This is a genomic window from Sphingomonas sp. BL2 (assembly GCF_056680015.1).
The window spans coordinates 2,469,804-2,492,846 of record NZ_CM155261.1; the positions used below are offsets into that span (position 1 = coordinate 2,469,804).

The window sequence follows — 23,043 nt, forward strand, 5'->3', positions numbered from 1 at the left end:
ACTCGCTCCCCTCAGTGTCGTCGCCAAGCTGGCATCATGCGGCGCAGTTCGCGGTGTCGATCGATCCATTCATGCTTTAGCGCGCCGCCGATGTGAAGCGCGACCAGCGTATAGAGCAGGTAGGATAGGTAAACGTGCGAGGCGCCGAAACCATCGTGGACGGCGTCGCGCGTGGCGGGCGGCAGGGTCAATATCGTGCCGATCCGCGGCCATTCGAACAGTCCGAACAGGAACATCGGGTGGGTCGCCGCATCCTTGTACGCCGAGTCCATGATCCAGCCCGTCAGCGGCATCGCAAAGATCAGCGCGTACAGCAGCCAGTGGGTCACATGAGCCGCGCCGATCTCCCATTTCTGATAGCCGCTGGGAATCTTGGGAGGCCGATGCGTCAGCCGCCAGAGCAGGCGCATGATCGCTAGGCCGAGGATGGTGATCCCGATCGACTTGTGCAGGTCGATCGCGGGGCGCACGCGGTCGTCGGCAAGATGTGGCCAGAGCCAGGGCAGGGTCACGTTAATGACGATCCCCACCGCGACCAGCCAGTGGAAGGCGATGGCGACGCCCGTGTATTTGGTATTCATCCGCTGCAATCCGCTCCACCACCTCGCGCCGATTCCCGATCATCGACGCACTCTGCAATAGCGCGTTCATCGAGCCGGCGTTAGGCGTTGGTCGATGCAATCCCTCTCGGCTATCTTTACCGCACAGTCGCCGCGTCTGTCGCCACGGCCGATCCCATTGGCCAGCCGGCTGATCAACTTGGCCGCCCCGCTGGTGTTCGTCGTGCTGATCGCGCAGGCATTTCTGCGCCAGGGGCTTGCCATATGGTCGGTGGGGATCGCGTACATCCTGTACGATACGGCGCTGCTCGTGTTCACGGCCTGGCAGATCCGTAACCTGGCGAAGACTGCGACGCCGGCCCCAAGCGGCGTGCAACCAAGCTTCGGCGTGATCGTCGCCGCACATAACGAGGCAGGCGTGATTCGTCTGGCGATCGACCGGCTGCTTGCCCAGGACCAGCCACCCGAGGCGATCCTGATCGCCGACGACGGATCGAGCGACGATACGCCGTCCGCCATGGCAGCGGGCTATGCGTTACCGACGCCACCAATCGGGGGGCTCGTCGAGATCGAGATTGGGCACACGCGGCTTCAGTGGCTCCGCCTGCCGCACGCCGGCAAGGCGCGCGCGCTCAATACCGCGCTTGAGCGGATCGCGACGGACGTGGTGCTGACCGTCGATGCTGACACGTTGATCGAGCCCGGCTCGATCGCGGCGATGCGTGCTGCCTTTGCAGCGGAGCCAGAGCTGGTGGCGGCCACCGGGGTGCTGGCACCGATCTGCGGTCCAAACCTGAGCGGTCGGATATTCGAGTGGTTCCAGTCCTACGAATATGTCCGCAACTTCCTGTCGCGCGATGCATGGATGCGGATCGACGGGCTGTTGCTGATATCGGGCGCCTTCGCGGCGTTCCGGCGCGACGCGGTGCTGACGGTCGGCGGTTTCGATCCCGATTGCATGGTCGAGGATTACGAGCTGATCCACCGGCTGCACCGGCACGCCCACGATGCCGGGCTGCACTGGACGGTGCGGGTCGTCGGTGGTGCGTTGGCGCGAACCGATGCGCCGGCCAGCATTTCCGCCTTCCTGAAGCAGCGCCAGCGTTGGTTCGGCGGCTTCCTGCAGACGCAGCACTGGAACCGGGACATGGTCGGCAACGCCCGCTACGGGCGGCTGGGTACGCGGATGCTGCCGGTGAAGGCGCTCGACACGGTGCAGCCGATCTACGGTCTGGCTGCCTTCGCCGTGCTGATCGGCCTCGTCGTCACCGGTCGATACACGCTCGCCTTGCCGATCCTGCTCGTGATGATCGCCAAGATCGCGATCGACCTCAGCTTTCACCTCTGGTCGCTCGGCATCTACAAGCGCTGGACCGGGCAGCGCGAGGGCTTGAATCTCGGCCCTGCGATCGTCGCCGCGATCGCCGAACCGTTCAGCTTCCAACTGCTGCGCCACGCGGGCGCGATCTATGGCTGGTACGCCTTTCTGCGCGGCGGTCAGACTTGGAGTGCACAGACCCGAACCGCGCTTGAGCAGCGCGCTTGACGGAGAAGCCGGTGATGTTCGACGACTACGCCCACGGACGAGTTTCAGTGGGAAGCGTTGCTCTGCCAGACCCGATCATGCCGCATCATCCGAGACTTCGGTCGAACGGCCAAACAGTTTCCAACCGAGCAGCCCGGCGACCAGCAAGCCGACGATCACCCAGGTCAGATTGCCGAGCAGGCTTGCGATTGTCTGAACCTGGTCGCTGAAGGCGCGACCCAGCGAAACGTAGATCAGCAGCCACAGTACTTCGCCCGCGACGTCGAGAACGATGAGCCGTACCCAGGGATATTCGGTCAGTCCGCTGGTGGCGTTAGTCCATGGCCCCAGCGGCCCAATCAGCCACCGGCTGAAGAAAATGCCCCAACCTGCCCATTTGCGCGAATAGGCTTCGGCCTGCTCCACCTTGTCCGCCTCGCCGATCCGCTTCGTGACCGCTGCGAGCAGCGGCAGGCCACCGTATCGTCCAAAGGCATAGCCGATCTGGTCACCAAAGATCGCGCCAGAGGCACCTGCAAAGATCACGGGCCAGAATGCGAGCACCCCCTGCGCGACGAACGAACCCATCGCGACTAACGCCTAACTGTCGCCGCATCGTCAGGGCAGAGGTGTCGGAAACCCGGCATAGTATGGGTAAAGGCTCTGTCGCTTTTGCGCGGCAGATATTCTAGTGGTTGTCGGGATATCGGTGTTCACACGGCGTAGCACGAGAAGCGTGGGCTGGAAGTCGAGCGGAAGAGACCGGTTTCTCTTAAAGTGTCCACGTGTTTTTGATCCGGTTCGCGCCCGGTTGGCTAGCAGAAACGTGCTGCCCGCGACGGACAACCGCCACGCCAAAAGTCCAAAGCGTATGAGAAACTACCGCAGCGACTGTAAGATAAGACTGCGAGACAATTCGATCTGCTTCACCACTAAGTGCTTGAAGCACAGATGGTGACCCCTACGGGAATCGAACCCGTGCTTCAGCCGTGAAAGGGCCGCGTCCTAACCGCTAGACGAAGGGGCCTGCGTGGTTGGAGGCGCCTAAAAGGAAGCCGCCGATGCGTCAACCCCTCAATCGGCCCAGGCGGCGTCTTCGACGTGTAATTCCGCCGATGGCCGCGAGGACCAGTCGTCGATCTTCGCGCGGCCGGCTAGCCAGAGCTTGCGGTGAGGGGCGGCACCCAGCAGTGCTTGGCCCAGTGCGCTTTCGGCGGCGCGGAAGGCCATCGCCTTGACGCTGCGGCCGTCGTCGCCTGCGACGATCGTGCGGACGTGGCCGTTGCCGACCACGTCCGCCTTGATCACGCGGACCGGGCCCATCGCGACGCGCGGGGCTGGCCAGCCCATGCCGTAGGGGCCGCCGGCCTCCATCGACTCGACGAGGCCTGGGTTGACGCCGCCAGCCGCGAGGACTGCATCGAGCAACAGGGCTCGGTCGCCGTTCGAGCGTTCGACGGCGGCCGCAAGGCGTTCTTCGAGGAAGTCGATGAAGGCTGGGATCGCAGCTTCGGCGATCGTCAGGCCGGCGGCCATCGCGTGCCCTCCGCCCGCCACCAGCATGCCGTGTTCGCGGGCGGCCATGACCGCTGCGCCAAGGTCTACGCCGGGGATCGAGCGGCCCGAGCCCTTGCCGATGCCGTTCTCGTCGATCGCGATGACGATTGCGGGGCGGCCTAGCTTCTCCTTGAGGCGACCGGCGACGATGCCGATCACGCCGGGGTGCCAGCCGTGGCCGGCGACGACGGCGACCGCACGGTCGCGGCTGGAGAGGAGGTCGGCGGCTTCCTGCACGGCGGTTTCTATCGCGCGGCGTTCTTCGTTGAGGCGGTCGAGTTCGGTGGCGATCTGGCGCGCTTCATCAGGGTCTTGCGTGGTCAGCAGGCGGACGCCGAGGTCTGCGCGACCGACGCGGCCGCCGGCGTTGATGCGCGGCCCGAGCGCGAAGCCTAGGTCGGTGCAGGTCGGGTTTCGGGTTAGGCGCGACGCCTCGATCAGCGCTGCGACGCCGATATTCTTGCGCGCGCCCATGACTTTCAGACCCTGCGAGACGAACGCGCGGTTGAGGCCGCGGAGTTGGGCGACGTCGGCGACGGTGCCGAGCGCGACGATGTCGAGCAGGTCGATCAGTTTGGGCTCGGCGCGGTCCTTGAAGAAGCCGCGCGCGCGGAGCGTGCGGACGAGCGCGGCGGCGGCGAGGAAGCACATGCCGACCGCGGCGAGGTGGCCGTGCGCGGCGCCTTCGTCCTCATCGAGACGGTTGGGGTTCACCAGCGCGAGCGCGTGCGGGAGCGCAGTCGAGCATTTGTGGTGGTCGATGACGATCACGTCGACCTTCACGTCGCGGGCGGCGTCGAGCGCGTCGAACGCCTGTGCGCCGCAGTCGACCGTGACGATCAGCGTGGCGCCCTCGCTCGCCAGCCGAACGAGCGCCTCGCCCGACGGGCCATAGCCTTCCAACAGGCGATCTGGGATGTAGGGGCGGGCTTCGAGACCGAGATCGCGCAGGACGAGCACCATCAGCGCGGCGGAGGTGGCGCCGTCGACGTCGTAATCGCCGAAGATCGCGACCTGTTCGCCGGCTTGGACGGCGTCGGCGAGGCGCTCGGCGGCGCGGTCCATGTCGCGGAAGATCGACGGATCGGGCATGAATGCGCGGATCGACGGCGTGCGGTGCGCGTCGAGCGCGTCGCGGGGGCAGCCTCGGGCGAGGAGGAGTTGGGTGACGAGGTCGTCGCCCGAGCCGCCGACGCCAAAGCCGTCCCGGCCATCGGCGGCGAGTGCGCGCCAGCGCCAGGGTTGGCCAAGGATGGATGAGGTTACGCCAAGGACTGTCATGTCTTGGACGTAGTGGCTGTGGGGGGATTGTCGAGCGGGGAGGGGGTGCGACTGTGACTTGGCAACGGGGACGGGCAGGTGACGTGATGCTCGGCTCAAGCTCCTCACTTCATCCAGGGACGCTCGCGAAACCACTTCGTCACGATATACTTCACGCCCTCCACCACCGGCATACCCTCGTGCAGCGTGAGCCCGTTCGGCGTCCCATCCAGGTTCATGTTGTTCCAGGCGAGCAGCATGCCGCGTTTCGGCGCGATCTTCACGCCCGCCTGCGGGAACCAGGTCGCGCCGCCCTCGGGGACGTCGTTCAGGAACACCATCGCGGTCCACGTCCGCTGGCCGCCCTGCTCCTGCATCTTCGCCCAATAGCTCTCGGACTCGTGGAAATAATCATGGTGCGCGCGGAATTGCTGGCCGGGGGCGTAGCGTTGGCCCTGCATTGTCTCGCCGTGGAGCAGGGCGATGCCGAGCAAGGTCGCGATCGCCTCGTCGGTCGGCTGCACGTCCGGCGACCAGCGATCCATGTCGCAACTCTCGCTGGTCCGGAAATTGCTGTTCGGGCGATCGGACAGCAGCGTCGACGGCCGTCGCTTCGAATCGATCACCGCGATCAGCTGCTTGCAGGTCGCGGGATCGAGGAACTTGTCCTGGTAATAGAACTGCACCGTGTCCATCGCGATGCGCTGCACCGCAGGATTGGCGTCGAGGCGCGCGGCGACCTGCGATCCGAAGGCCTGGCGGACTGCCGCGGCCGGATCGACCTTCTTGGCTTTTGAAAAGATACCCACGCCGCAGGATTTGGCGAAGTCGCCCCGAAAGGCAAGAGGGGTAAACGCAAGAGCCCCGCGGTGATCTTCACCACCGCGGGGCTCTCCCCTGTTACTGCGTGACGGTAAGCTGGAGCTTACCAGAAGATGTCGTACACCGTGTCGACCACCCGGCCGCTGTCGAGATCGACCAGCAACGCGTCGTTGTAATAGCGCACCCAGCGATACGGGCCGTACGCCTCGGGCAGGCGGTAGGTGTACGGGTCCTGGATCCAGTAATTCTGGTTGTAGAGGATGCTGTTCAGCGAGAAGCCGACGCCGAAGCGACGATAGCCCGATCCCCAGCCGCTTGGCGCGTAGTAGCGTGGGAGGCGGTACGCGCCGCGGTTCGACGCGCGGTAGTTGCTCCAGGCGTAACGGTTGTCGTTACGCCAGCCACGGTTCCATGCGCCGCCCCGGTTGTAATGGCCCTGGTTGTAGCCGCCGCGACCATAGCCTTGGACGTTGCCATATGCGCGGTTGGCTTGGCGGTTCTGGTAGCCATCGCGGCCGCCGTTGCGCCAGTCGCCGCGGTTGTCGCCCCGGTTGTCATTGCGCTCGTCGTTGCGCCAATCGCCGCGTCCGCCGTTGCGGTCGAACTGGCCGCGATCCGCCCGCTGATTGCCGCGATCGAAACCGGGGCGTCCCTGGTCGCGATTCCAGTCGGGGCGGTTCTGGCCGGCCTGCGGGTCGGGACGGGTCTGGCCGTTCCAGCCCTGACCGTTGCCGCGCTGGCCGTTCCAAGCCTGTCCGTCGCCGCGCTGTCCGCCGCGCTGCCCGTTCCAATCGGGACGCCCTTGACCATCGGGACGGTCTCCGCGGACTTGCGGTTGCGTGCCGAGATCGGCGCGTTGCGGGCGCTGGCCCTGATCGGGCGCGGCGGGGCGGTCAGGGCGCTGCTGCTGGAAAGGTTGCCCGTCCGGACGTGAGCCCCGATCGCCGCGATCCTGACGCTGGCCGCGATCGGGACGCTGGCCACGATCGCCGCGGTCCTGGTCGAACTGTTGCGCGGTCGCGGTCGATGCCATCATGGTTGCCGGCACCAACGCGGAGGCCGCCATCAAGAGTTTGAGAAACTTGCCCGTCATCGCCGTCGTCCTCGACTGCCGGCGCACGAGCCGGCTCCTATGATGTGTCGGGTCTAGACGTTGCGGGGTGTGGAGAGGCTGAATGGGTTCGTCAGCGATCAGACAGGTTTAGGTGCAGGGTAGGCGGTTGATAGCTGCATCGCATAGTAGCCGCCTCCCCGGCGAAGGCCGGGGCCCAGTTGGGGCGGGCCTGTAACGACGGGCTGCGATCTATCACGCTGGACGTTCCAACTGGGCCCCGGCCTTCGCCGGGGTGGTGCAGCATTGGCGGCTGCATCTTTACGGGCGGCGATTGGGTGCGCGACCGACACATCGCACACATCTCGCTCTTCCTTGTTCTCCCGCGAAGGCGGGAGCCCAGACTGGACTCCCGCCTTTGCGGGAGAACATGCTCTTTGATCTTACGGACGCCCTATCGCGTCGGCGGTGGCACCAGCGCCGGCACCAGCCGCGCGGAGTCCGCCGGGTCGATCCCCGGCCTCGGTCCTGCCGGGATAACCTCTTCGCCCCGCGTCGCCCGCCCGGCACGCTGCACCGCCTCCACCACGCGCGGATACACCCCACACCGGCACAGGTTCGTGATTTGCTCGCGGATCAGCGCCTCGCTCGGATCGGCATTGCGCTTCAGCAATGCCGCCGCCGCCATGATCATCCCGGGGATGCAGAACCCACATTGCGACACCGCTTCCGCGATAAACGCCAGCTGCACCGGATGATTGCGTTCGCGCGAAAGTCCTTCGATCGTCGTGACGTACGCCCCCTCGATCGACCCGATCGGCACCCGGCAACTGCGCATCGCGCGCCCATCGATATCGACCGTGCACGCGCCGCACTGCCCGGTGCCGCAGCCATATTTGGTCCCCGTCAGGTTCGACGCATCGCGCAACGCCCACAGCAGCGGCGTATCGTTGTCGAGCTTGTATTCGATCGGCTCGTTGTTGACGGTGAAGCGGCTCATGCGCTTCATTCTAGCCCGCCGGGACGGATCGCACCACGCGCCATTGCCACGCGCCACCGCCAGCGTTTATGTCCTAGGTTAATAATATCGCGAGAGGGCGCAATACAGATGCACGTCGATACCAAATCAACCGCCCCAGCCGGAGGCGATGCCAGCCACGGCTACGACGCGCCCGATCTGCGCGTGTTCGTGTTCGCGCTGTTCTTCATCTTCGGCGGCATCACCTCGCTGAACGACATCATCATCCCGAAGATGAAGGAGCTCTTCACGCTCGATCATGCGACCGCGATGCTGGTCCAGTCGGCGTTCTTCCTCGCCTATGCGCTGTTCTCGATCCCCGCCGCCGCGATCGTGCGGAAGGCCGGCTACATGCGGACCGCGTCGATCGGCCTCGTGACGATGACCGCGGGCTGCCTGTTGTTCATCCCCGCCGCAGGGCAGGCGAGCTTCGGCATGTTCCTGTTCGCACTGTTCGTGCTCGGCGCCGGCATCACCGTGGTGCAGGTCGTCGCCAACCCCCTGATCTCGGCGCTTGGCCATCCCAAGTCCGCGTCGAGCCGGCTGACCTTCGCCCAAGCGTTCAATTCGCTCGGCACGACCATCTTCCCGTATGTCGGCTCCGCGCTGATCCTCGGCGGGCTGGCGACGGTCGACTCCTCGAAGCTGACCGGCGCCGCGCTCGACGCGTACCGGACGGAATCGTCGCGGACCGTCGTGCACACCTATATCGGCCTCGCGATCGCGCTGCTGATCGTTGCCGCGGTGGTGTGGACCCGTCGCAACCGGCTCAACGAGGAGCAGGACCAGACCGGCAGCATCTTCCACGCATTCACGCTGCTCAAGCGCCCGCGCTTCGCGATGGGGACGGCGTGCATTTTTCTGTACGTCGGCGCCGAAGTCGCGGTCGGCTCGCTGATCGTCAATTACCTGATGCAGCCGAGCGTGATGGGCCTGAGCGACGTCGCCGCGGGCAAGCACGTGCCGTTCTACTGGGGCGGCGCGCTGGTCGGCCGGTTCATCGGCGCATACGTGCTGAACAAGGTGTCGCCGGGCAAGGTGCTCGCGGGCGTCGCGACGGGCACGCTGGCGCTGATCCTGATCTCGGCGAACACCGAGGGCGCGCTGTCGGGCTGGGCGCTGCTGGCGATCGGTCTGATGAACGCGGTGATGTTCCCGACGATCTTCTCGCTGGCCTCGGAAGGCCTCGGCAAGCGCGCGGCGGAAGGGTCGGGCGTGATCGCTACCGCAATCGTCGGCGGCGCTATCGTCCCGTATCTGACGGGAATGCTGGCGGACAAGTCGGGCAGCCTGCACTTCGCGCTGCTGCTCCCGGCGATCTGCTACGCGCTGATCCTGGCTTATGGGTTGTATGCCCGGAAGCCGGTGGCGGAGGTCGCCGCCTAAGCCCCATCCGTCATCCTGGGCTCGACCCAGGATCCAGAGCCAACAACGCTAGCGCACGTGGCTCTGGATCCTGACTTTCGTCAGGATGACGGTGGTTTCGGCAGCATCGGCGCCGCCCGCCCGGTCGCGAGATCGGCATCCGAAAACCGGATCGGTGTACGCAGCCCCGGCACCATAGACCCATCCGGCCGCACGACGTCGATCGCCATCCCCCGCGCGACGACCTGCGGATCCTCGAACGCCTGCGCCACCGTATTGATCGGCCCGGCCGGCACGCCGACCGCCTCCAGCCGCGCCAGCAACTCGAGCTTGGGCACCAGAGACGTCGCCGCCTCGATCCCAGCGAACAACACATCCTTGAACGCCAACCGCCCGGCATTGGTCGCGAACCGTGGATCATCGCGCATCTCGGGTAAACTCATCGCGTCACAGAGCCGCCGGAACTGCCCGTCATTCCCGACCGCCAGGATGAACCACCCATCGGCACACGGAAACACCGCATACGGACACACGTTCATATGCGAATTCCCGACCCGCGTCGGCGACACGCCGCTCGCAAACCAGTTCATCGCCTGGTTGGCCAGCACGCCGGTCATCGTATCGAGCAACGCCATGTCGATCTGCTGCCCCCTGCCAGTCCGCTCGCGCATCGCCAGCGCCGCCTGGATCGCGATCACCGAATACAGCCCGGTCATGATGTCGGCGAACGCCACGCCGATCTTCTGCGGCGCGCCATCGGGCTCGCCGGTCAGGTCCATGATCCCGCTCATCCCCTGGACGATGAAGTCGTAGCCCGCACGAGGCGCGTAGGGCCCGTCCTGCCCGAACCCGGTGATCGAGCAATACACCAGCCGCGGGTTGATCGCGGCGAGCGTGGCGTAGTCGAGCCCGTATTTGACGAGCCCGCCGACCTTGAAGTTCTCGATCACGACATCGGCGTGGGCGATCAGGTCGCGGACGATCGCTTGGCCTTCAGCGGTCGTAAAGTCAGCCACGACCGACCGCTTACCGCGGTTGGCGGCATGGAAATACGCCGCATCGCGCGTGCCGTCGGGGTTGTCGATAAACGGCGGACCCCAGGTTCGCGTGTCGTCACCGGCCGGGCTTTCGATCTTGACGACGTCGGCACCGAGATCGGCGAGGACCTGTCCCGCCCAGGGCCCGGCAAGGATCCGCGCGAGCTCGACGACTTTCAAATCAGCGATGGGGGTGGACGTCATGCCAGCCATCCGATGCTCAATCCCACCAGAAATACCACCAGTCGTCCGCCATCAGCGCGCCGGCCAAAGCGGCGAGGGTCTCGGTACCCTGATCGATCAGGTCGCTGCAATAGAGATACTGCTCCCGCGCGAGATCCAGTGCCGCCTCGCGGGTGGCCGGGCGCGTCGCCACGTGCAGATTGACCACGTCGTGGCTGCATCCGACCAGTTCGGCACCGAATCTCTCGTTCCAGTTCTTGAGTGCTGCGACATGGTATTCGGCCGCAGGATTGTCGTTCCAACTGCCCCAGCGCAAATAGGCCATTGCTTCCCAACCGGTCGAACACGGTATTACGGCGATGTGAACGCGCTCGTGGAATTGCCCGGTCAAGCTATCCGATGCCACGGTAAACCCGATGGGCGTGACATTGACCGGCCAGTCGCCGAGCGGCGGCTCATAGTGTTCCTCGTCCTCTTCGGCATGGCCATGGTCACGCATCCATTCCCGCGCGTACCGATCGTCGGCCTCGCGAAGAGCGGCAAGCGATGCCGGAAAGGACAAGGTGGAGGCGATCGCCAGGATTTCGTCCGGGCGACGTTCATCTATCACCTCGATGCCTTCGCGGATGATCGCGACATCGTCGTCGTTGCCGAGGATCACCGGCCAGTTGGCAGTGTCTTTACGAAGACGCGACCAGGTCGCCAAGGCTTCCCGCCCGTGGACCGTTACCAGCGGATACGGAAACGATGACGTTTGCGGAACAGCATCCGACGACGGTGCCAGACCGTCAATCGCGAATGGCGCCGACGTCGGCACCGATACTTGCGTATTAGTGCCAGCAAACCACCGGCGGATCGGATCGAACAGTCCCATGGGCTCCCTTGGACACGCATATGCGCAGTCCAAAGTCTATCGTACCGGACCGGTCGCGTACACCGCCTAGAACGCGGCGATACCCGTGATCGCGCGCCCTAGGATCAGCGCGTGAACATCATGCGCGCCCTCGTACGTGTTGACCGTCTCCAGGTTCATCAGGTGACGCATCACCTGATACTCCCCCGAAATCCCATTCCCGCCATGCATGTCGCGAGACATCCGCGCGATATCGAGCGCCTTGCCGACGTTGTTGCGCTTCACGATCGAGACCATCTCCGGCGCGAACCGGCCCTCGTCCATCAGCCGCCCGACGCGCAACGAGGCCTGCAACCCGAGCGCGATCTCGGTCTCCATGTCCGCCAGCTTCTTCTGGAAAAGCTGACGCCCGGCAAGCGGCGTCCCGAACTGGTTCCGGTCCAGCCCGTACTGCCGCGCCGCATGGAAGCAGAACTCTGCCGCGCCCAGCGCCCCCCAGGAAATCCCGTACCGCGCGCGATTGAGGCAGCCGAACGGCCCCTTCAATCCCTGCACGTCGGGCAGCAACGCGTCCTCGCCGACCTCGACCTCGTCCATCATCACCATGCCCGTGATCGACGCACGCAACGACAGCTTGCCCTCGATCTTGGGCGTCTCCAGCCCCTTCATCCCGCGCTCGAGGATGAAACCACGGATGCCGCCGCCATGTTCGTCGGACTTCGCCCAGATCACGAACACATCGGCGATCGGCGAGTTCGAGATCCACGTCTTCGCGCCCGAAATGACATAGCCGTTCTCCGTCTTCTTCGCGCGCGTCGTCATCCCGCCGGGATCCGACCCCGCATCCGGCTCGGTCAGCCCAAAGCAGCCGATCCATTCGCCGGTCGCGAGCTTGGGCAGGTATTTGCGCTTCTGCTCTTCGGACCCGAACGCATTGATCGGGTACATCACGAGGCTAGACTGCACCGACATCATCGAGCGATACCCCGAGTCGATCCGCTCCACCTCGCGCGCAACCAGCCCGTACGCGACATAGGACGCACCGACGCCGCCATATTCCTCGGGGATGGTCGGCCCGAGCAGCCCAAGCGCGCCCATCTCGCGGAAAATCGCGGGATCGGTATGCTCGTGCTGGAATGCGTCGATGATCCGCGGCGCGAGCTTGTCGTCGGCATAGGCCTTCGCGCTGTCACGGATCATCCGCTCGTCCTCGCTCAACTGATCGTCGAGCAAAAACGGATCCGCCCAGTCGAACTTGCCCATCCCGGCCATATGAATCTCCTTCGTTGACCGCCGACTTCGTGGTTCGGCCGGCGAAAGTCCACCCCTGACGACACGTTTAAGCGTCGATCAGCGTCAGGACCGCGATCGTCACATGCTCGCGCTCGCCGATCGTCGCGATACGGTCGACCACGAGATCGGCGACGATATGCCCGCGCATCGCGAACTCCGCCTCGGGCAGGCCCGCGATCCAGTCTCGAAGACAGGGTACGGGCATCGCCGCGATCGTCAGCCGGTGCAGCGTGCCGACGAAGGTCGCGCTCGCCCACGGCGTGCACGCGATCGACTCGACGTGCATCGTCAGGCCTGCCGCCCCCGCATGGCTGCGGAGCGCGCGGATCAGCAGCGTGCCCGCATCGGGGCCACGGATCGCGTCCATCCTCACGACCCGTGCCGTTCTATGAAGGTTTCGATCCGCGCCACCATCGGCGCGCGCGGCTGGCGACCGAGTCGGAGATCGTGGACCAACCGCGGATCGCCGACCGCCAACCGGCCGAACTTCGACGTCGGCATGCCGGTCTGCCGCAGATATCGGTCGATCTTGATGAGAACGGACATGGTCGCTCCTTCCTGTTCCTGGCCCCGAGTCCCTGGCCCGGGTCCCTGCCTGTGTTCTTGATCTGTTCCGGCAAATCCTACTTGTCTAGGAAAATTCCTACGCTACGGTTCGGGCGTGGCTAGAACCGTGTCCGATCCCGATCCAAGAACCGCGCTGGCAACGCTGGCCGCCGCGCGTGGCGACAGTCTGGCGGCGCTGTCGGCGATGCTGGGGCGCAACGCGGCCTATCTTCAGCAATATGTCCGGCGTGGATCGCCAAGAGTGCTCGGCGAACGCGACCGTCGATTGCTGTCGGACTATCTGGGGGTGAGCGAGGCAACGCTGGGTGCGCCCGCCGACCGGCCGGCAGGGTTCCGCATCCGCAAGCTCGACGTCGCGGCGTCGGCGGGGCCGGGCGCGCTGGTCGACGGCGAGATCGTGCTCGGCACCGACATGCTCGACCCCGGCCTCTCGCGGAAACTCGGGCTAAGGGACGGGCAGGCGGCGATCATCCGCGTGCGCGGCAACTCGATGGAGCCGGGACTGTTCGACGGCGATCACATCGTGGTCGACACCGCCGACCGTACGCCGCGTGCAAAGGGGGGTGTGTACGTCATCCGGATCGACGACGCGGTAATGGTGAAGCGCGTGGCCTTGGTACGCGGTGCGCTGGTGGCGACGAGCGATAACCCGGATGCGGTGGCTGTGCCGGACGGAGCGATCGCCGTCATCGGCCGCGTAGTCTGGCAAATGCGCGAGCCGCGATAAGGATGACGGTCGATGCTCTGATACTCCCCCGCTAGGGGGAGGTGGCACCGAAGGTGACGGAGGGGGAGGGCACGGCACGGACCGTATCTCATGCCGCCCCCTCCGTCAGGCTGACGCTTGCTACCTCCCCCTGGCGGGGGAGGATCGTTTACGATGGCGTTCTGCGACCTGGACTAAGTGCGACCGTCAGCGCCCCTGCAACTTGCTCAGGATAGTCATCGACTGTTCCGAGCCCGACTGCGGGACGATCTCGCCCGCGCGGTCGATGATCGCGTCCCAGTGCGCCGCGACACCCTCCACCGACAGGTCGTCGCCGGTCAGCAATTTCCCCTGCGTCAGCGTCACATACGCCGCCTGGAACACGCCAGCGCCCGCACCGACGATCATGTTGGTGGGCGCGTCCTCCGACACGAGGAACACCGCGGCGGGCGCGACCTTGTCGGGGGAGAACGCCTTGAACGCTTCCTCGGGGAAGATGTCCTGCGTCATCCGCGTGCCCGCGGTCGGCGCGATCGTGTTGACCTTGATGTTGTTCTTCGCGCCCTCGATCGCGAGCGTCTTGGTCAGCCCGGCGAGACCGAGCTTAGCGGCGCCGTAGTTCGCCTGGCCGAAATTGCCGTAGAGACCGGTCGACGACGCGGTCATCAGGATGCGGCCGTAATTCTGGGCGCGCATCGTGTCCCACACTGCCTTGGTGGCGTTGGCCGAGCCGTTGAGGTGGACGTCGACGACGAACTTGAAGTCGGCGGGCTCCATCTTGGCGAAGCTCTTGTCGCGCAACACGCCGGCATTGTTGATGAGGATGTGGACGCCGCCCCATTTCTCGGAAGCGCGGGCGACCATCTCGACCATCTGGTCGTACTCGGTGACGCTGCCGCCGTTCGACATCGCCTCGCCGCCGGCCACTTCGATTTCCTCGACGACTTTCAGCGCGGCGTCGGAATGACCGGTGCCGTCGCGGGACGCACCGAGATCGTTGACGACGACTTTTGCGCCGCGGCGAGCGAGTTCGAGCGCATATTCGCGGCCGAGACCGCCGCCTGCGCCGGTGACGATCGCAACGCGGCCTTCAAAGCTGATAGATCCAAAGTTCTCAGACATGGAAAAGGCGCTCCTCTCTTATCGTTGGAGCGCCTTTCCTAGAACGTAAAGCTGGCGATGCAAGTCATCGGGCAAGCGGCGGGATCACCCGCCGCTTGCTCCGCAGCTTACTTGCCGCCGCGGTTGCGGCAGCCGTCCTTGACCGTCTTCGAGCACACCGGATACGTCGCCGGCGCTGGCGTCGGCGGCGTTACCGTCGGCTGGCCGAACGTCACGCGACCTGCGCCAGGCGCCATTGGCGCGCCTGCCATCGGTGCGGCTGGTGCCGCTGCCGGATCGGCAGGAGCAGCCATCGCCTGATCTGCTGGTGCAGCAGGTGCTGCGGGATCGGCAGGGGCAGCCTGATCGGCCGGTGCGGTCTGCATCGCCGGATCGGCCGGTGCGGTCTGCGCGGCGGGGTCTGCCGGTGGCGTCGTCTGGGCGATCACGGGCGACGCGAGAAGAGCGGCAGCGGCGAGAAGGATGGACTTCATGTGAATCTCCTAAATGGGTGCACCATTTTGGTAGCGCGACGTCTGAACGCACTAAGTCGCGCTTGGGTCCTTCGTTTCGCATCCGATTCCATTCGTCCCGCCGCTAGACCCACATCGGGACAGAGTCCTTATCCGCCCGTATCGAGCGAATACCCTGCTGAACGGACAGTGCGAATGATGTCCGGACGCTCGCCGACGTTGATCGCTTTCCGCAGCCGCCGGATGTGCACGTCGACCGTCCGGCTCTCGATATCCGAGTCATGACCCCACACCGCATCGAGCAGGCGTTCGCGCGAGAACACCCAGCCCGGATGCTCGAGGAAATGCTTCAACAGCCGGAATTCGGTCGGTCCGAGCGAGACGACTTCGCCCGAGCGACGGACCTTGTGGCCGACCGTGTCCATCTCGATGTCGGCATAGCTGAGCGCTTCACCGGCGAGGGCAGGGCGGACGCGGCGCAACACCGCGCCCACGCGCGCGACGAGTTCGCGCGGCGAGAACGGCTTGGTCACGTAATCGTCCGCACCGGTTTCGAGGCCCCGCACGCGATCCTCCTCCTCACCACGCGCGGTGAGCATGATGATCGGCACGTTCTGCGTCTCGGGCGCACGGCGCAGGCGACGACAGACCTCGATCCCCGACAGCCCCTCGACCATCCAGTCGAGCAGGACGATGTCGGGCACCTTCTCCTTGGCGAGCAGCAACGCTTCCTCGCCATCGGGGGTATGCGCGATCTCGAAATCCTCGCGCTTGAAATGCCAGACCAGCAATTCGGCCAGCGCAGCATCGTCCTCGACCAGCAGCATTTTTGCGCGTGCCATTATGCCTGCTCCTTCTTTATGCCGCGTTCGCGATCGACCATCTGCGTGCCGGTCGCGGCGAAATAGACCATCTCGGCGACGTTGGTGGCGTGATCGCCGATCCGTTCGAGGTTCTTGGCGACGAACAGCAGATGCGCGACCTGACCGATCGTCCGCGGATTCTCGACCATGTAGGTGACGAGCGTGCGGAATATGCTGTCGTAGAAATCGTCGAGCGCATTGTCGCATTCGACGACGCGGACGGCTTCTTCGGGATCGCGCGCGGCAAACGCGTCGAGCACGTCGTGGACCATCTCGCTCGCCATCCGGCCCATCGCGGGCAGGATCGAGATCGGCTCGATCCGGTGCTCGCTCTCGATCATCGGCACGCGCTTGGCGATGTTCTTGGCATAATCGCCGATCCGCTCGACGACGCCGGCGATCTTCAGCGCGGCGACCACCTCGCGGAGATCGACCGCCATCGGCGCGCGCAGGGCGATGATCCGCACCGCGAGCCGCTCGACCTCCGCCTCGATGACGTCGATCTGCTTGTCGGCGACGCGCACTTGCTCCGCGAGCGCGAGGTCGTTGCGTTGCAGCGCCTGCATCGCCTTGTCGATCGCGTCCTCGGCGAGCCCGCCCATCTGCGAGATCAACCCGCGGAGCTCGCCGATGTCGTTGTCGAAGGCCTTGACCGTATGCGTGTTCATAGTCGTTTCCCGACTCAGCCGTAACGGCCGGTGATGTAATCCTTGGTCCGCTCTTCGCGGGGATTGGTGAAGATGTCCGAGGTGTTGCCGTATTCGACCAGCGTACCGAGGTGGAAGAACGCGGTCTTTTGACTTACGCGCGCCGCCTGCTGCATGTTGTGCGTGACGATCACCATCGCATAGCGGCCGCGCAGTTCGTGGATCAGCTCCTCGATCTTCGCGGTCGCGATCGGATCGAGTGCCGAACACGGCTCGTCCATCAGGATGACCTCCGGATCGACCGCGATCGCGCGCGCGATGCACAGCCGCTGCTGCTGGCCGCCCGATAGCGCCGTACCGCTGTCGCTCAGCCGATCCTTGACCTCGTCCCACAGGCCCGCCCGCCGCAGCGACTTCTCGACGATCCGGTCGAGATCCGCCTTCGCGCCGGCGAGGCCGTGGATGCGCGGGCCATAGGCGACGTTCTCGTAGATCGATTTCGGGAACGGGTTCGGCTTCTGGAACACCATGCCGACGCGCGCGCGGAGCTGCACCACGTCCATGTCGGGCGAATAGATGTCCTGGCCGTCGAGCTTGATCTCGCCGGTCACGCGCGCGCTGGCGACGGTGTCGTTCATGCGGTTGAGCGTGCGCAGGAAGGTCGATTTGCCACAGCCCGACGGACCGATGAACGCCACAACCTCGTCCTGGTCGACGTCGATCGAGACGTCGTTGATCGCGATCTTGCTGCCATAGGCGACGGAGACGTTGCGCGCCGTCATCTTGAGGATGGAAGGCTTAGAATGTTTTGGCATCACCAGCGGGTCTCGAATCGGTTGCGGAGGTAGATCGCGACGCCGTTCATCGCGAGCAGGAACACGAGCAGGACGATGATCGCGGCGGAGGTCTTCTCGACGAAGCCGCGGCTGACCTGATCGGACCAGAGGAAGATCTGGACGGGCAGCACGGTCGCGGGATCGCTTAGCCCGGACGGCGGCGCGGCGATGAACGCACGCATGCCGATCATCAGCAACGGCGCGGTCTCGCCGAGCGCACGCGCCATGCCGATGATCGTGCCGGTGAGGATGCCAGGCAAAGCGAGCGGCAGGACGTGGTGGAACACCACCTGCACCGGCGACGCGCCGATCCCGAGCGCGGCGTCGCGGATCGACGGCGGCACCGCCTTGATCGCGTTGCGGCCGGCGATGACGATGACGGGCATCGTCATCAGCGCGAGCGTCAGGCCGCCCACTATAGGTGCCGAGCGGGGCATGCCGAACGTGCCGAGGAACACGGCCAACCCGAGCAGGCCGAAGATGATCGACGGCACCGCCGCGAGGTTGTTGATCGACACTTCGATCAGGTCGGTCCAGCGGTTCTTCGGCGCATATTCCTCGAGATACAGCGCGGACAGCACGCCGATCGGGAACGCCAGCAACAGCGTGACGATCATCGTCAGCAGCGAGCCCTTGAACGCCCCCCAGATCCCAACGCGCGTCGCATCGGTGGAGTCCGCCGAGGTGAGGAAGCCGGCGTTGAACCCGCGGGTCAGCGCGCCGCTCGCCTTCAGCCGCGCGACGACCGCTTCGGCGTCACGCGTGCCGTTGCCCTTGGCGGCGACGTCGATCGGGCTGGAGACGGGGACTTCGAACACGGTCCTGCGCTGGAGCAATGACGGATCGGCCTTGATCGCATCGCGGACCACCGCCCAGGCGCCGTCGGAGAGAAGGTCGGTGCCGTCCTTGCCGAATGCCTTGGTCGCGGCGAGGTCGACCGTGCCTTCCAGCCCTGCACCGGCAAGCGCGAGATCGGCGCCGCGACCGACGAGGCGGGCGGGCTCGATCGGCAGCTTGGCGGCGGCGAGATCGACCGGGAGCGACACGCGCGTCTCGACGAACCCGCTCGCGCCCTGCATCACCATCGTGATCAGCAGGTAAGCGAGGAACGCGGCGGACAGCCATACCGCGGCGAGCCCGGCAAAGCGGAAGCGACGCTCGGACGCATAGCGGCGGCGGATGCGCGACTGCATCGCCTGCGTCGTCCAGTCGGTCGGCACGCGGCGCACCGGCTCCGCATTCGTCACCGGAATCTGGGGCACGAGCGTGTCACTCATAGGCTTCGCGGTACCGTTTGACGACGCGCAGCGCGACGATGTTGAGAAGGAGCGTGACCACGAACAGCGTCAGGCCCAACGCGAACGCGGCGAGCGTCTTGGGACTGTCGAACTCGGCCTCGCCGGTTAGCAGGTCGACGATCTGCTTGGTGACGGTGGTGGTGCTAGCGAACGGGTTGAGCGTCAGCGTCGCGACACCGCTTGCGGCCATGACGACGATCATCGTCTCGCCGATCGCGCGGGAAACGGCCAGCAGCACGCCGCCGACGACGCCGGGGAGGGCGGCGGGGAGCAGTACGCGGCGGATCGTCTCGGACGAGGTCGCGCCCATCGCGAGGCTGCCGTCGCGCATCGAAGAGGGGACCGCGGCGATCGAATCGTCGGCCATCGACGACACGAACGGGATGATCATGATGCCCATCACGAGCCCCGCGGCGAGCGCGCTTTCCGAGGACGCCCAGCTGATCCCGACCGACACGGCGAGGTCACGCACCGCGGGCGCGACGGTCAGCGCGGCGAAATAGCCGTAGACGACGGTCGGCACGCCCGCGAGCACCTCGAGGATCGGCTTCATCCATTTGCGCGTGTTGGGCGCGGCATATTGCGTGAGGTAGATCGCGCTCATCAGCCCGAACGGAATGGCGACGATCATCGCGATCACCGCGCCGATGAAGAACGTCCCCCAGAACAGCGGCACCGCACCGAGCGACGCGCCTGGATCGCGCGCGTCGATGACCTGCGGGCTCCAGTGCGTGCCGAACAGGAAGTCGGTGATCGGCACGACCGAGAAGAACCGCGCGGACTCGTACAGCAGCGAGGCGACGATACCAACCGTGGTCAGGATCGCGATCAGCGAGGCGCCGAGCAGCATCAGCATCACGACCCGCTCGACCTCTGTCCGCGCGCCGAACCCGGGTTTGACGCGCGTGAACGCGAACGCACCGCCGGCAAAGGCGAGCAGCAGCGCGGCGGCGGTGGCGATCCAGTCGTAGCGCGATTGCGCCGCGGCGTAGGAGGGCGCGAGCGTGCGGGCGAGCCCGTGGAACGCACCGAAGCTGCGTCCCTCCGCGAGGCTGCGCGCTTCCGACAGGATCGAGGCGCGGTCGAAGCCGGGCGGCGGGAGCTGGATCGCTGCCGGGGTCGCAAGCACCGCATCGGTGACGAGCGCGGGCGCGGTCATCGACCAGACCACGAGGAATACGAGCGGCGGGATCGCGGTCCACAACGCGACGTACCAGCCGTGATGCGACGGCAGCGAACTGAACCGCACGGTGCTGCCGGCGCGGAAGCGGGTGGCGCGGACTCGTGCGGTGAGCCAGCCGATCAGGCCCAGGCCGAGGACGAGGAACAGGAGAGCGATGGGGGACATCAGGCGTGCGCACCTTGGGTCTGCACGCATGTACGTACCACCCCGGCGGAGGCCGGGGCCCAGTTGGAAAGGTCGAGGTAACGGAGCGCAGCACCCACCAATGCAACGCTGCCCAACTGGGCCCCGGCCTCCGCCGGGGTGGTGGCGCTACTCGGCGATGTTGCCGATGCCAAACTCACGTTCCCCCGCGGACGCGGGGGCCCAGCTAAGCCAGGATAGCGCGTGTGGTTCCTGGGCCCCCGCTTTCGCGGGGGAACGAGGAGGGGCGTGCGATTGCGTCGGCCAAACATCACGACAGCACCGCCGGATCGAGCACCGTCTCATTCGCAATAATCGCCGCCGACCGCGCCTGGATCCCCGCCGGCGAAGCAATCAACCCCCGCTTCACCAACGGCCCCGTCGCACCCCAGTTCGCCGCATACAGCTTCAGCAAGTTCCGCAACCCCGGAATCGCGGTAAGATGCGCCTTCTTCACATAGATATACAGCGGCCGAGACCCCGGATACGCGTTGTCCGCGATCGTCGCATAGGTCGGCGCGACGCCCGAGATCGATACCCCGTTCACGTCGTCCTTATTCTCTTCGAGATAGCTGTACCCGAACACGCCGATCGCATTCGGGTTCGACTGGAGTTTCTGGACGATCAGATTGTCGTTCTCGCCCGCATCGACATAGACGCCGTCCTCGCGCACTCGCGTGCACAGCGCCTTGTGCGCCTCGGCATCGGACTTCGCGAGCGCCTTGGCCGAGGGATCGCTCGCCTCGCATCCCTTGGTCAGGATCAGCTCGGCCAGCGCGTCGCGCGTGCCACTGGTCGCCGGTGGCCCGTAAACCTGAATCGGCACCGCGGGCAGCGCCGGGTTCACGTCGCGCCAGACGCGTGCCGTGTTCACCTTGCCCCCCGGATTGGCGGCGAGCGCCTTGTAGAGATCGGTCGGCGTCAGCTGCATCTTCGGGCCGTTCTTCGCCTCGGCAAAGGCGATGCCGTCGATCCCGACCTGGATCTCGATCACGTCGCGCACGCCGTTTTTCGCACAGGTCGCGTATTCGCTCGCCTTCATCCGCCGCGACGCGTCCTCGATATCGGGATGCGCCGCGCCGACGCCCGCACAGAACAGCTTCATCCCCGCGCCGGTCCCAGTCGATTCGATCACCGGCGCCTTCGCATCGGGATCGTTCGCGACGAGCTGCTCGGCGATCATCGTCGTGAACGGATAGACTGTCGACGACCCGACCGCGGTGATCTGGTCGCGCGAGCCCGCCCCGCCGCCGTTCGCCTGATCGACGCACGCGGCCAGAGCCCCAACCACCCCTAGAAGAACGAACCGCTGCACCAGAATTCCCGTCATGCACCGGCCTTAGCGGTACTTAAGACGATCCTGTGTGACAGTTGGGTTACCCTTTTATGACAGCGCCTTTGGTCGCGCCGCCGCTCGGGGGCAGGATGACTGAAACCACCGTACCGACGCCGACCTGACTTCCGATATCGAGCCGCCCGCGGTGCCGCTCGACGATGTGCTTGACGATCGCCAGCCCAAGACCCGTACCGCCCAGCGACCGGCTGCGTCCCGCATCGGCACGATAGAAACGCTCGGTCAGCCGCGGAATGTGCACCGCCGCGATCCCGTCGCCCTCGTCGCGGATCGACAAGCGGATCATACCGGCATCGTCGCGCTTCAGTTCGATCGTCACCGGCGTCCCCGCACGCCCGTATTTCATCGCATTGCCGATGAGATTGTGGAGCATCTGCGACAGCTGCACCCGATCCCCCGACACCGAGGAGAGGTTTGGATCGATCGTCGCAACCAGATCGTGTCCGCGATCGCCCGCGGCGTCGGCCAGTTCCTCGCGCGTGTCTTCGACCAGCTGCGCGAAATCGACCGCCTGGTCGGGCAGGCGAAACTTCTCCGCCTCGATGCGCGACAATGAGATCAGATCCTCGACCAGCCGCTGCATCCGCCGCGCCTCGTCGTCCATCACCTTGAGGAACCGCGCGCGGACCTCCGCATCTTCGCCAGCCTCGTCACGCAGGGTCTCGATAAACCCAAGGATCGACGCCAACGGCGTACGCAATTCGTGGCTAGCATTGGCGACGAAATCGATCCGCATCCGCTCGGCGGCGTAGTTGCCAGTCTGGTCGACGAGGTGGACGATGCGCTGGCCCTCCGACGTCTCGCTGAGCAGCATTTCCCAGCGCTGGTCACGCGTGCCGAGCCCGACCAGCTCGATCGGCCGTTCGCCGTCGATCGGTCCGGGCGTTCCCAGCCGCTCGGCAGCGGCGGGATGGCGGATCGCCACGCGCGCATCCTCGCCAAGAATGTGAGAGCCGAGCAACGTCCGCGCGGCGCGATTGGCGACCACCACACGTCCATCCTCGACCAGCATCACCGGCGCAACGATCGCGTCGAGCACGTCGTCGAGCACGGACGGCGACACACTCGTCGCGTCATCGGGAGCCGGCGCTTCGTCCCCGGTGCCGGCGGCGACCAGCGCGGCGGCGATCCCGCCGACCAGCGCGACGATCGCGCCCTGCACGTCATGCGTAAGCGCGAACACCGCCACGGCAGCGATGACGACCACGACGATCGCCCAAAACGTACGCAGGCCAAATCCGGAAAGCATTGCGGTCTCCTGGGACGGAATCGACGTCCATGCGCAGCGCCATACAGCGGCACGGTGCA

At 65.8% G+C, this 23,043-nt stretch carries 23 protein-coding genes and 1 tRNA gene; 3 read left to right on the forward strand and 21 right to left on the reverse strand.

Going from position 1 to position 23,043, the window contains the following annotated elements; genetic code table 11:
• Positions 1-11 precede the first annotated feature (11 nt).
• Positions 12-581 carry a cytochrome b gene (locus AC1ME3_RS11510; RefSeq protein WP_480953261.1) on the reverse strand — a complete coding sequence of 190 codons (570 nt, stop codon included), beginning with the start codon at positions 579-581 and terminating at the stop codon, positions 12-14.
• Positions 582-675: 94 nt separating this feature from the next.
• On the opposite strand from AC1ME3_RS11510, the gene AC1ME3_RS11515 reads away from it, so the two are divergent.
• Positions 676-2,106, forward strand: a complete 1,431-nt coding sequence (locus tag AC1ME3_RS11515; RefSeq protein WP_480953262.1) for a glycosyltransferase family 2 protein — start codon at positions 676-678, stop codon at positions 2,104-2,106.
• Positions 2,107-2,181: 75 nt separating this feature from the next.
• Here the strand turns inward: AC1ME3_RS11515 and AC1ME3_RS11520 are convergent, their stop codons facing one another.
• From AC1ME3_RS11520 to AC1ME3_RS11545, 6 genes are all read right to left on the reverse strand, one after another.
• A complete protein-coding gene (locus AC1ME3_RS11520; RefSeq protein ID WP_480953263.1) occupies positions 2,182-2,673 on the reverse strand; it encodes a DedA family protein in 492 nt (163 codons plus the stop codon).
• A gap of 364 nt (positions 2,674-3,037) precedes the next feature.
• Positions 3,038-3,112: transfer RNA gene (locus AC1ME3_RS11525), tRNA-Glu, on the reverse strand.
• Between the two features lie 47 nt (positions 3,113-3,159).
• Complete coding sequence (recJ, locus tag AC1ME3_RS11530) at positions 3,160-4,923, reverse strand: single-stranded-DNA-specific exonuclease RecJ (RefSeq protein ID WP_480953264.1); 1,764 nt, start codon at positions 4,921-4,923, stop codon at positions 3,160-3,162.
• Between the two features lie 104 nt (positions 4,924-5,027).
• Entirely contained in the window at positions 5,028-5,711 is a 684-nt protein-coding gene (locus AC1ME3_RS11535; protein ID WP_480953265.1) for a prolyl hydroxylase family protein, read from the reverse strand.
• A gap of 116 nt (positions 5,712-5,827) precedes the next feature.
• A complete protein-coding gene (locus AC1ME3_RS11540; RefSeq protein ID WP_480953266.1) occupies positions 5,828-6,817 on the reverse strand; it encodes an RcnB family protein in 990 nt (329 codons plus the stop codon).
• Positions 6,818-7,229: 412 nt separating this feature from the next.
• Entirely contained in the window at positions 7,230-7,775 is a 546-nt protein-coding gene (locus tag AC1ME3_RS11545; RefSeq protein ID WP_480955819.1) for a (2Fe-2S)-binding protein, read from the reverse strand.
• 108 nt (positions 7,776-7,883) lie between these two features.
• On the opposite strand from AC1ME3_RS11545, the gene AC1ME3_RS11550 reads away from it, so the two are divergent.
• Entirely contained in the window at positions 7,884-9,179 is a 1,296-nt protein-coding gene (locus AC1ME3_RS11550; RefSeq protein ID WP_480953267.1) for a sugar MFS transporter, read from the forward strand.
• A gap of 80 nt (positions 9,180-9,259) precedes the next feature.
• On the opposite strand, the gene AC1ME3_RS11555 is transcribed toward AC1ME3_RS11550, so the two are convergent.
• The 5 genes from AC1ME3_RS11555 to AC1ME3_RS11575 form a co-directional block, all read right to left on the reverse strand.
• Entirely contained in the window at positions 9,260-10,399 is a 1,140-nt protein-coding gene (locus tag AC1ME3_RS11555) for a CaiB/BaiF CoA transferase family protein (RefSeq protein WP_480953268.1), read from the reverse strand.
• Positions 10,400-10,415: 16 nt separating this feature from the next.
• The gene (locus AC1ME3_RS11560; RefSeq protein ID WP_480953269.1) at positions 10,416-11,252 is read right to left on the reverse strand and encodes a DUF4253 domain-containing protein; all 837 of its coding nucleotides are present in this window, start codon (positions 11,250-11,252) and stop codon (positions 10,416-10,418) included.
• A 66-nt stretch (positions 11,253-11,318) separates the two neighbouring features.
• Positions 11,319-12,503 carry an acyl-CoA dehydrogenase gene (locus AC1ME3_RS11565; protein WP_480953270.1) on the reverse strand — a complete coding sequence of 395 codons (1,185 nt, stop codon included), beginning with the start codon at positions 12,501-12,503 and terminating at the stop codon, positions 11,319-11,321.
• Positions 12,504-12,570: 67 nt separating this feature from the next.
• A complete protein-coding gene (locus AC1ME3_RS11570; protein ID WP_480953271.1) occupies positions 12,571-12,891 on the reverse strand; it encodes a hypothetical protein in 321 nt (106 codons plus the stop codon).
• A gap of 2 nt (positions 12,892-12,893) precedes the next feature.
• The gene (locus AC1ME3_RS11575; protein ID WP_165895153.1) at positions 12,894-13,070 is read right to left on the reverse strand and encodes a hypothetical protein; all 177 of its coding nucleotides are present in this window, start codon (positions 13,068-13,070) and stop codon (positions 12,894-12,896) included.
• 115 nt (positions 13,071-13,185) lie between these two features.
• Between AC1ME3_RS11575 and AC1ME3_RS11580 the strand changes: the two genes are divergently transcribed.
• Positions 13,186-13,818: a S24 family peptidase gene (locus AC1ME3_RS11580; protein WP_480953272.1), complete on the forward strand. Its 633-nt coding sequence runs from the start codon at positions 13,186-13,188 to the stop codon at positions 13,816-13,818.
• A gap of 186 nt (positions 13,819-14,004) precedes the next feature.
• Here AC1ME3_RS11580 and AC1ME3_RS11585 read toward each other — a convergent pair whose 3' ends face one another.
• The 9 genes from AC1ME3_RS11585 to AC1ME3_RS11625 all read right to left on the reverse strand — a co-directional run bounded on the left by AC1ME3_RS11585 (position 14,005) and on the right by AC1ME3_RS11625 (position 22,984).
• Entirely contained in the window at positions 14,005-14,919 is a 915-nt protein-coding gene (locus AC1ME3_RS11585) for an SDR family NAD(P)-dependent oxidoreductase (protein WP_480953273.1), read from the reverse strand.
• Positions 14,920-15,026: 107 nt separating this feature from the next.
• Positions 15,027-15,392, reverse strand: coding sequence for a hypothetical protein (locus AC1ME3_RS11590; RefSeq protein WP_056489016.1), 366 nt, complete (start codon positions 15,390-15,392; stop codon positions 15,027-15,029).
• 128 nt (positions 15,393-15,520) lie between these two features.
• Complete coding sequence (gene phoB / locus AC1ME3_RS11595; RefSeq protein WP_055873047.1) at positions 15,521-16,213, reverse strand: phosphate regulon transcriptional regulator PhoB; 693 nt, start codon at positions 16,211-16,213, stop codon at positions 15,521-15,523.
• Positions 16,213-16,902 (reverse strand): phosphate signaling complex protein PhoU, encoded by a 690-nt coding sequence (gene phoU / locus AC1ME3_RS11600; RefSeq protein WP_056057297.1) that lies wholly within the window; start codon positions 16,900-16,902, stop codon positions 16,213-16,215. The genes phoB and phoU overlap by 1 nt, the downstream gene beginning before the upstream one ends.
• A gap of 14 nt (positions 16,903-16,916) precedes the next feature.
• Positions 16,917-17,696, reverse strand: coding sequence for a phosphate ABC transporter ATP-binding protein PstB (gene pstB / locus AC1ME3_RS11605; protein WP_480953274.1), 780 nt, complete (start codon positions 17,694-17,696; stop codon positions 16,917-16,919).
• Positions 17,696-18,994, reverse strand: coding sequence for a phosphate ABC transporter permease PstA (gene pstA, locus AC1ME3_RS11610; RefSeq protein WP_480953275.1), 1,299 nt, complete (start codon positions 18,992-18,994; stop codon positions 17,696-17,698). The genes pstB and pstA overlap by 1 nt, the downstream gene beginning before the upstream one ends.
• Positions 18,987-20,363 carry a phosphate ABC transporter permease subunit PstC gene (pstC, locus tag AC1ME3_RS11615; RefSeq protein ID WP_480953276.1) on the reverse strand — a complete coding sequence of 459 codons (1,377 nt, stop codon included), beginning with the start codon at positions 20,361-20,363 and terminating at the stop codon, positions 18,987-18,989. Before pstC ends, pstA begins: the two co-directional genes overlap by 8 nt.
• Before the next feature lie 289 nt (positions 20,364-20,652).
• Positions 20,653-21,711, reverse strand: coding sequence for a substrate-binding domain-containing protein (locus tag AC1ME3_RS11620; protein WP_480953277.1), 1,059 nt, complete (start codon positions 21,709-21,711; stop codon positions 20,653-20,655).
• 46 nt (positions 21,712-21,757) lie between these two features.
• The gene (locus tag AC1ME3_RS11625) at positions 21,758-22,984 is read right to left on the reverse strand and encodes an ATP-binding protein (RefSeq protein WP_480953278.1); all 1,227 of its coding nucleotides are present in this window, start codon (positions 22,982-22,984) and stop codon (positions 21,758-21,760) included.
• Positions 22,985-23,043: the final 59 nt, after the last annotated feature.

Bases quoted from the DNA above. Each gene is read 5' to 3' on its own strand.
- AC1ME3_RS11510 (WP_480953261.1), bottom strand. From the start codon at position 581: ATGAATACCAAATACACGGGCGTCGCCATCGCCTTCCACTGGCTGGTC.
- AC1ME3_RS11515 (WP_480953262.1), top strand. From the start codon at position 676: ATGCAATCCCTCTCGGCTATCTTTACCGCACAGTCGCCGCGTCTGTCG.
- AC1ME3_RS11520 (WP_480953263.1), bottom strand. From the start codon at position 2,673: ATGGGTTCGTTCGTCGCGCAGGGGGTGCTCGCATTCTGGCCCGTGATC.
- recJ (WP_480953264.1), bottom strand. From the start codon at position 4,923: ATGACAGTCCTTGGCGTAACCTCATCCATCCTTGGCCAACCCTGGCGC.
- AC1ME3_RS11540 (WP_480953266.1), bottom strand. From the start codon at position 6,817: ATGACGGGCAAGTTTCTCAAACTCTTGATGGCGGCCTCCGCGTTGGTG.
- AC1ME3_RS11545 (WP_480955819.1), bottom strand. From the start codon at position 7,775: ATGAGCCGCTTCACCGTCAACAACGAGCCGATCGAATACAAGCTCGAC.
- AC1ME3_RS11550 (WP_480953267.1), top strand. From the start codon at position 7,884: ATGCACGTCGATACCAAATCAACCGCCCCAGCCGGAGGCGATGCCAGC.
- AC1ME3_RS11555 (WP_480953268.1), bottom strand. From the start codon at position 10,399: ATGACGTCCACCCCCATCGCTGATTTGAAAGTCGTCGAGCTCGCGCGG.
- AC1ME3_RS11560 (WP_480953269.1), bottom strand. From the start codon at position 11,252: ATGGGACTGTTCGATCCGATCCGCCGGTGGTTTGCTGGCACTAATACG.
- AC1ME3_RS11565 (WP_480953270.1), bottom strand. From the start codon at position 12,503: ATGGCCGGGATGGGCAAGTTCGACTGGGCGGATCCGTTTTTGCTCGAC.
- AC1ME3_RS11570 (WP_480953271.1), bottom strand. From the start codon at position 12,891: ATGGACGCGATCCGTGGCCCCGATGCGGGCACGCTGCTGATCCGCGCG.
- AC1ME3_RS11575 (WP_165895153.1), bottom strand. From the start codon at position 13,070: ATGTCCGTTCTCATCAAGATCGACCGATATCTGCGGCAGACCGGCATG.
- AC1ME3_RS11585 (WP_480953273.1), bottom strand. From the start codon at position 14,919: ATGTCTGAGAACTTTGGATCTATCAGCTTTGAAGGCCGCGTTGCGATC.
- AC1ME3_RS11590 (WP_056489016.1), bottom strand. From the start codon at position 15,392: ATGAAGTCCATCCTTCTCGCCGCTGCCGCTCTTCTCGCGTCGCCCGTG.
- phoB (WP_055873047.1), bottom strand. From the start codon at position 16,213: ATGGCACGCGCAAAAATGCTGCTGGTCGAGGACGATGCTGCGCTGGCC.
- phoU (WP_056057297.1), bottom strand. From the start codon at position 16,902: ATGAACACGCATACGGTCAAGGCCTTCGACAACGACATCGGCGAGCTC.
- pstB (WP_480953274.1), bottom strand. From the start codon at position 17,696: ATGCCAAAACATTCTAAGCCTTCCATCCTCAAGATGACGGCGCGCAAC.
- pstA (WP_480953275.1), bottom strand. From the start codon at position 18,994: ATGAGTGACACGCTCGTGCCCCAGATTCCGGTGACGAATGCGGAGCCG.
- pstC (WP_480953276.1), bottom strand. From the start codon at position 20,363: ATGTCCCCCATCGCTCTCCTGTTCCTCGTCCTCGGCCTGGGCCTGATC.
- AC1ME3_RS11620 (WP_480953277.1), bottom strand. From the start codon at position 21,711: ATGACGGGAATTCTGGTGCAGCGGTTCGTTCTTCTAGGGGTGGTTGGG.
- AC1ME3_RS11625 (WP_480953278.1), bottom strand. From the start codon at position 22,984: ATGCTTTCCGGATTTGGCCTGCGTACGTTTTGGGCGATCGTCGTGGTC.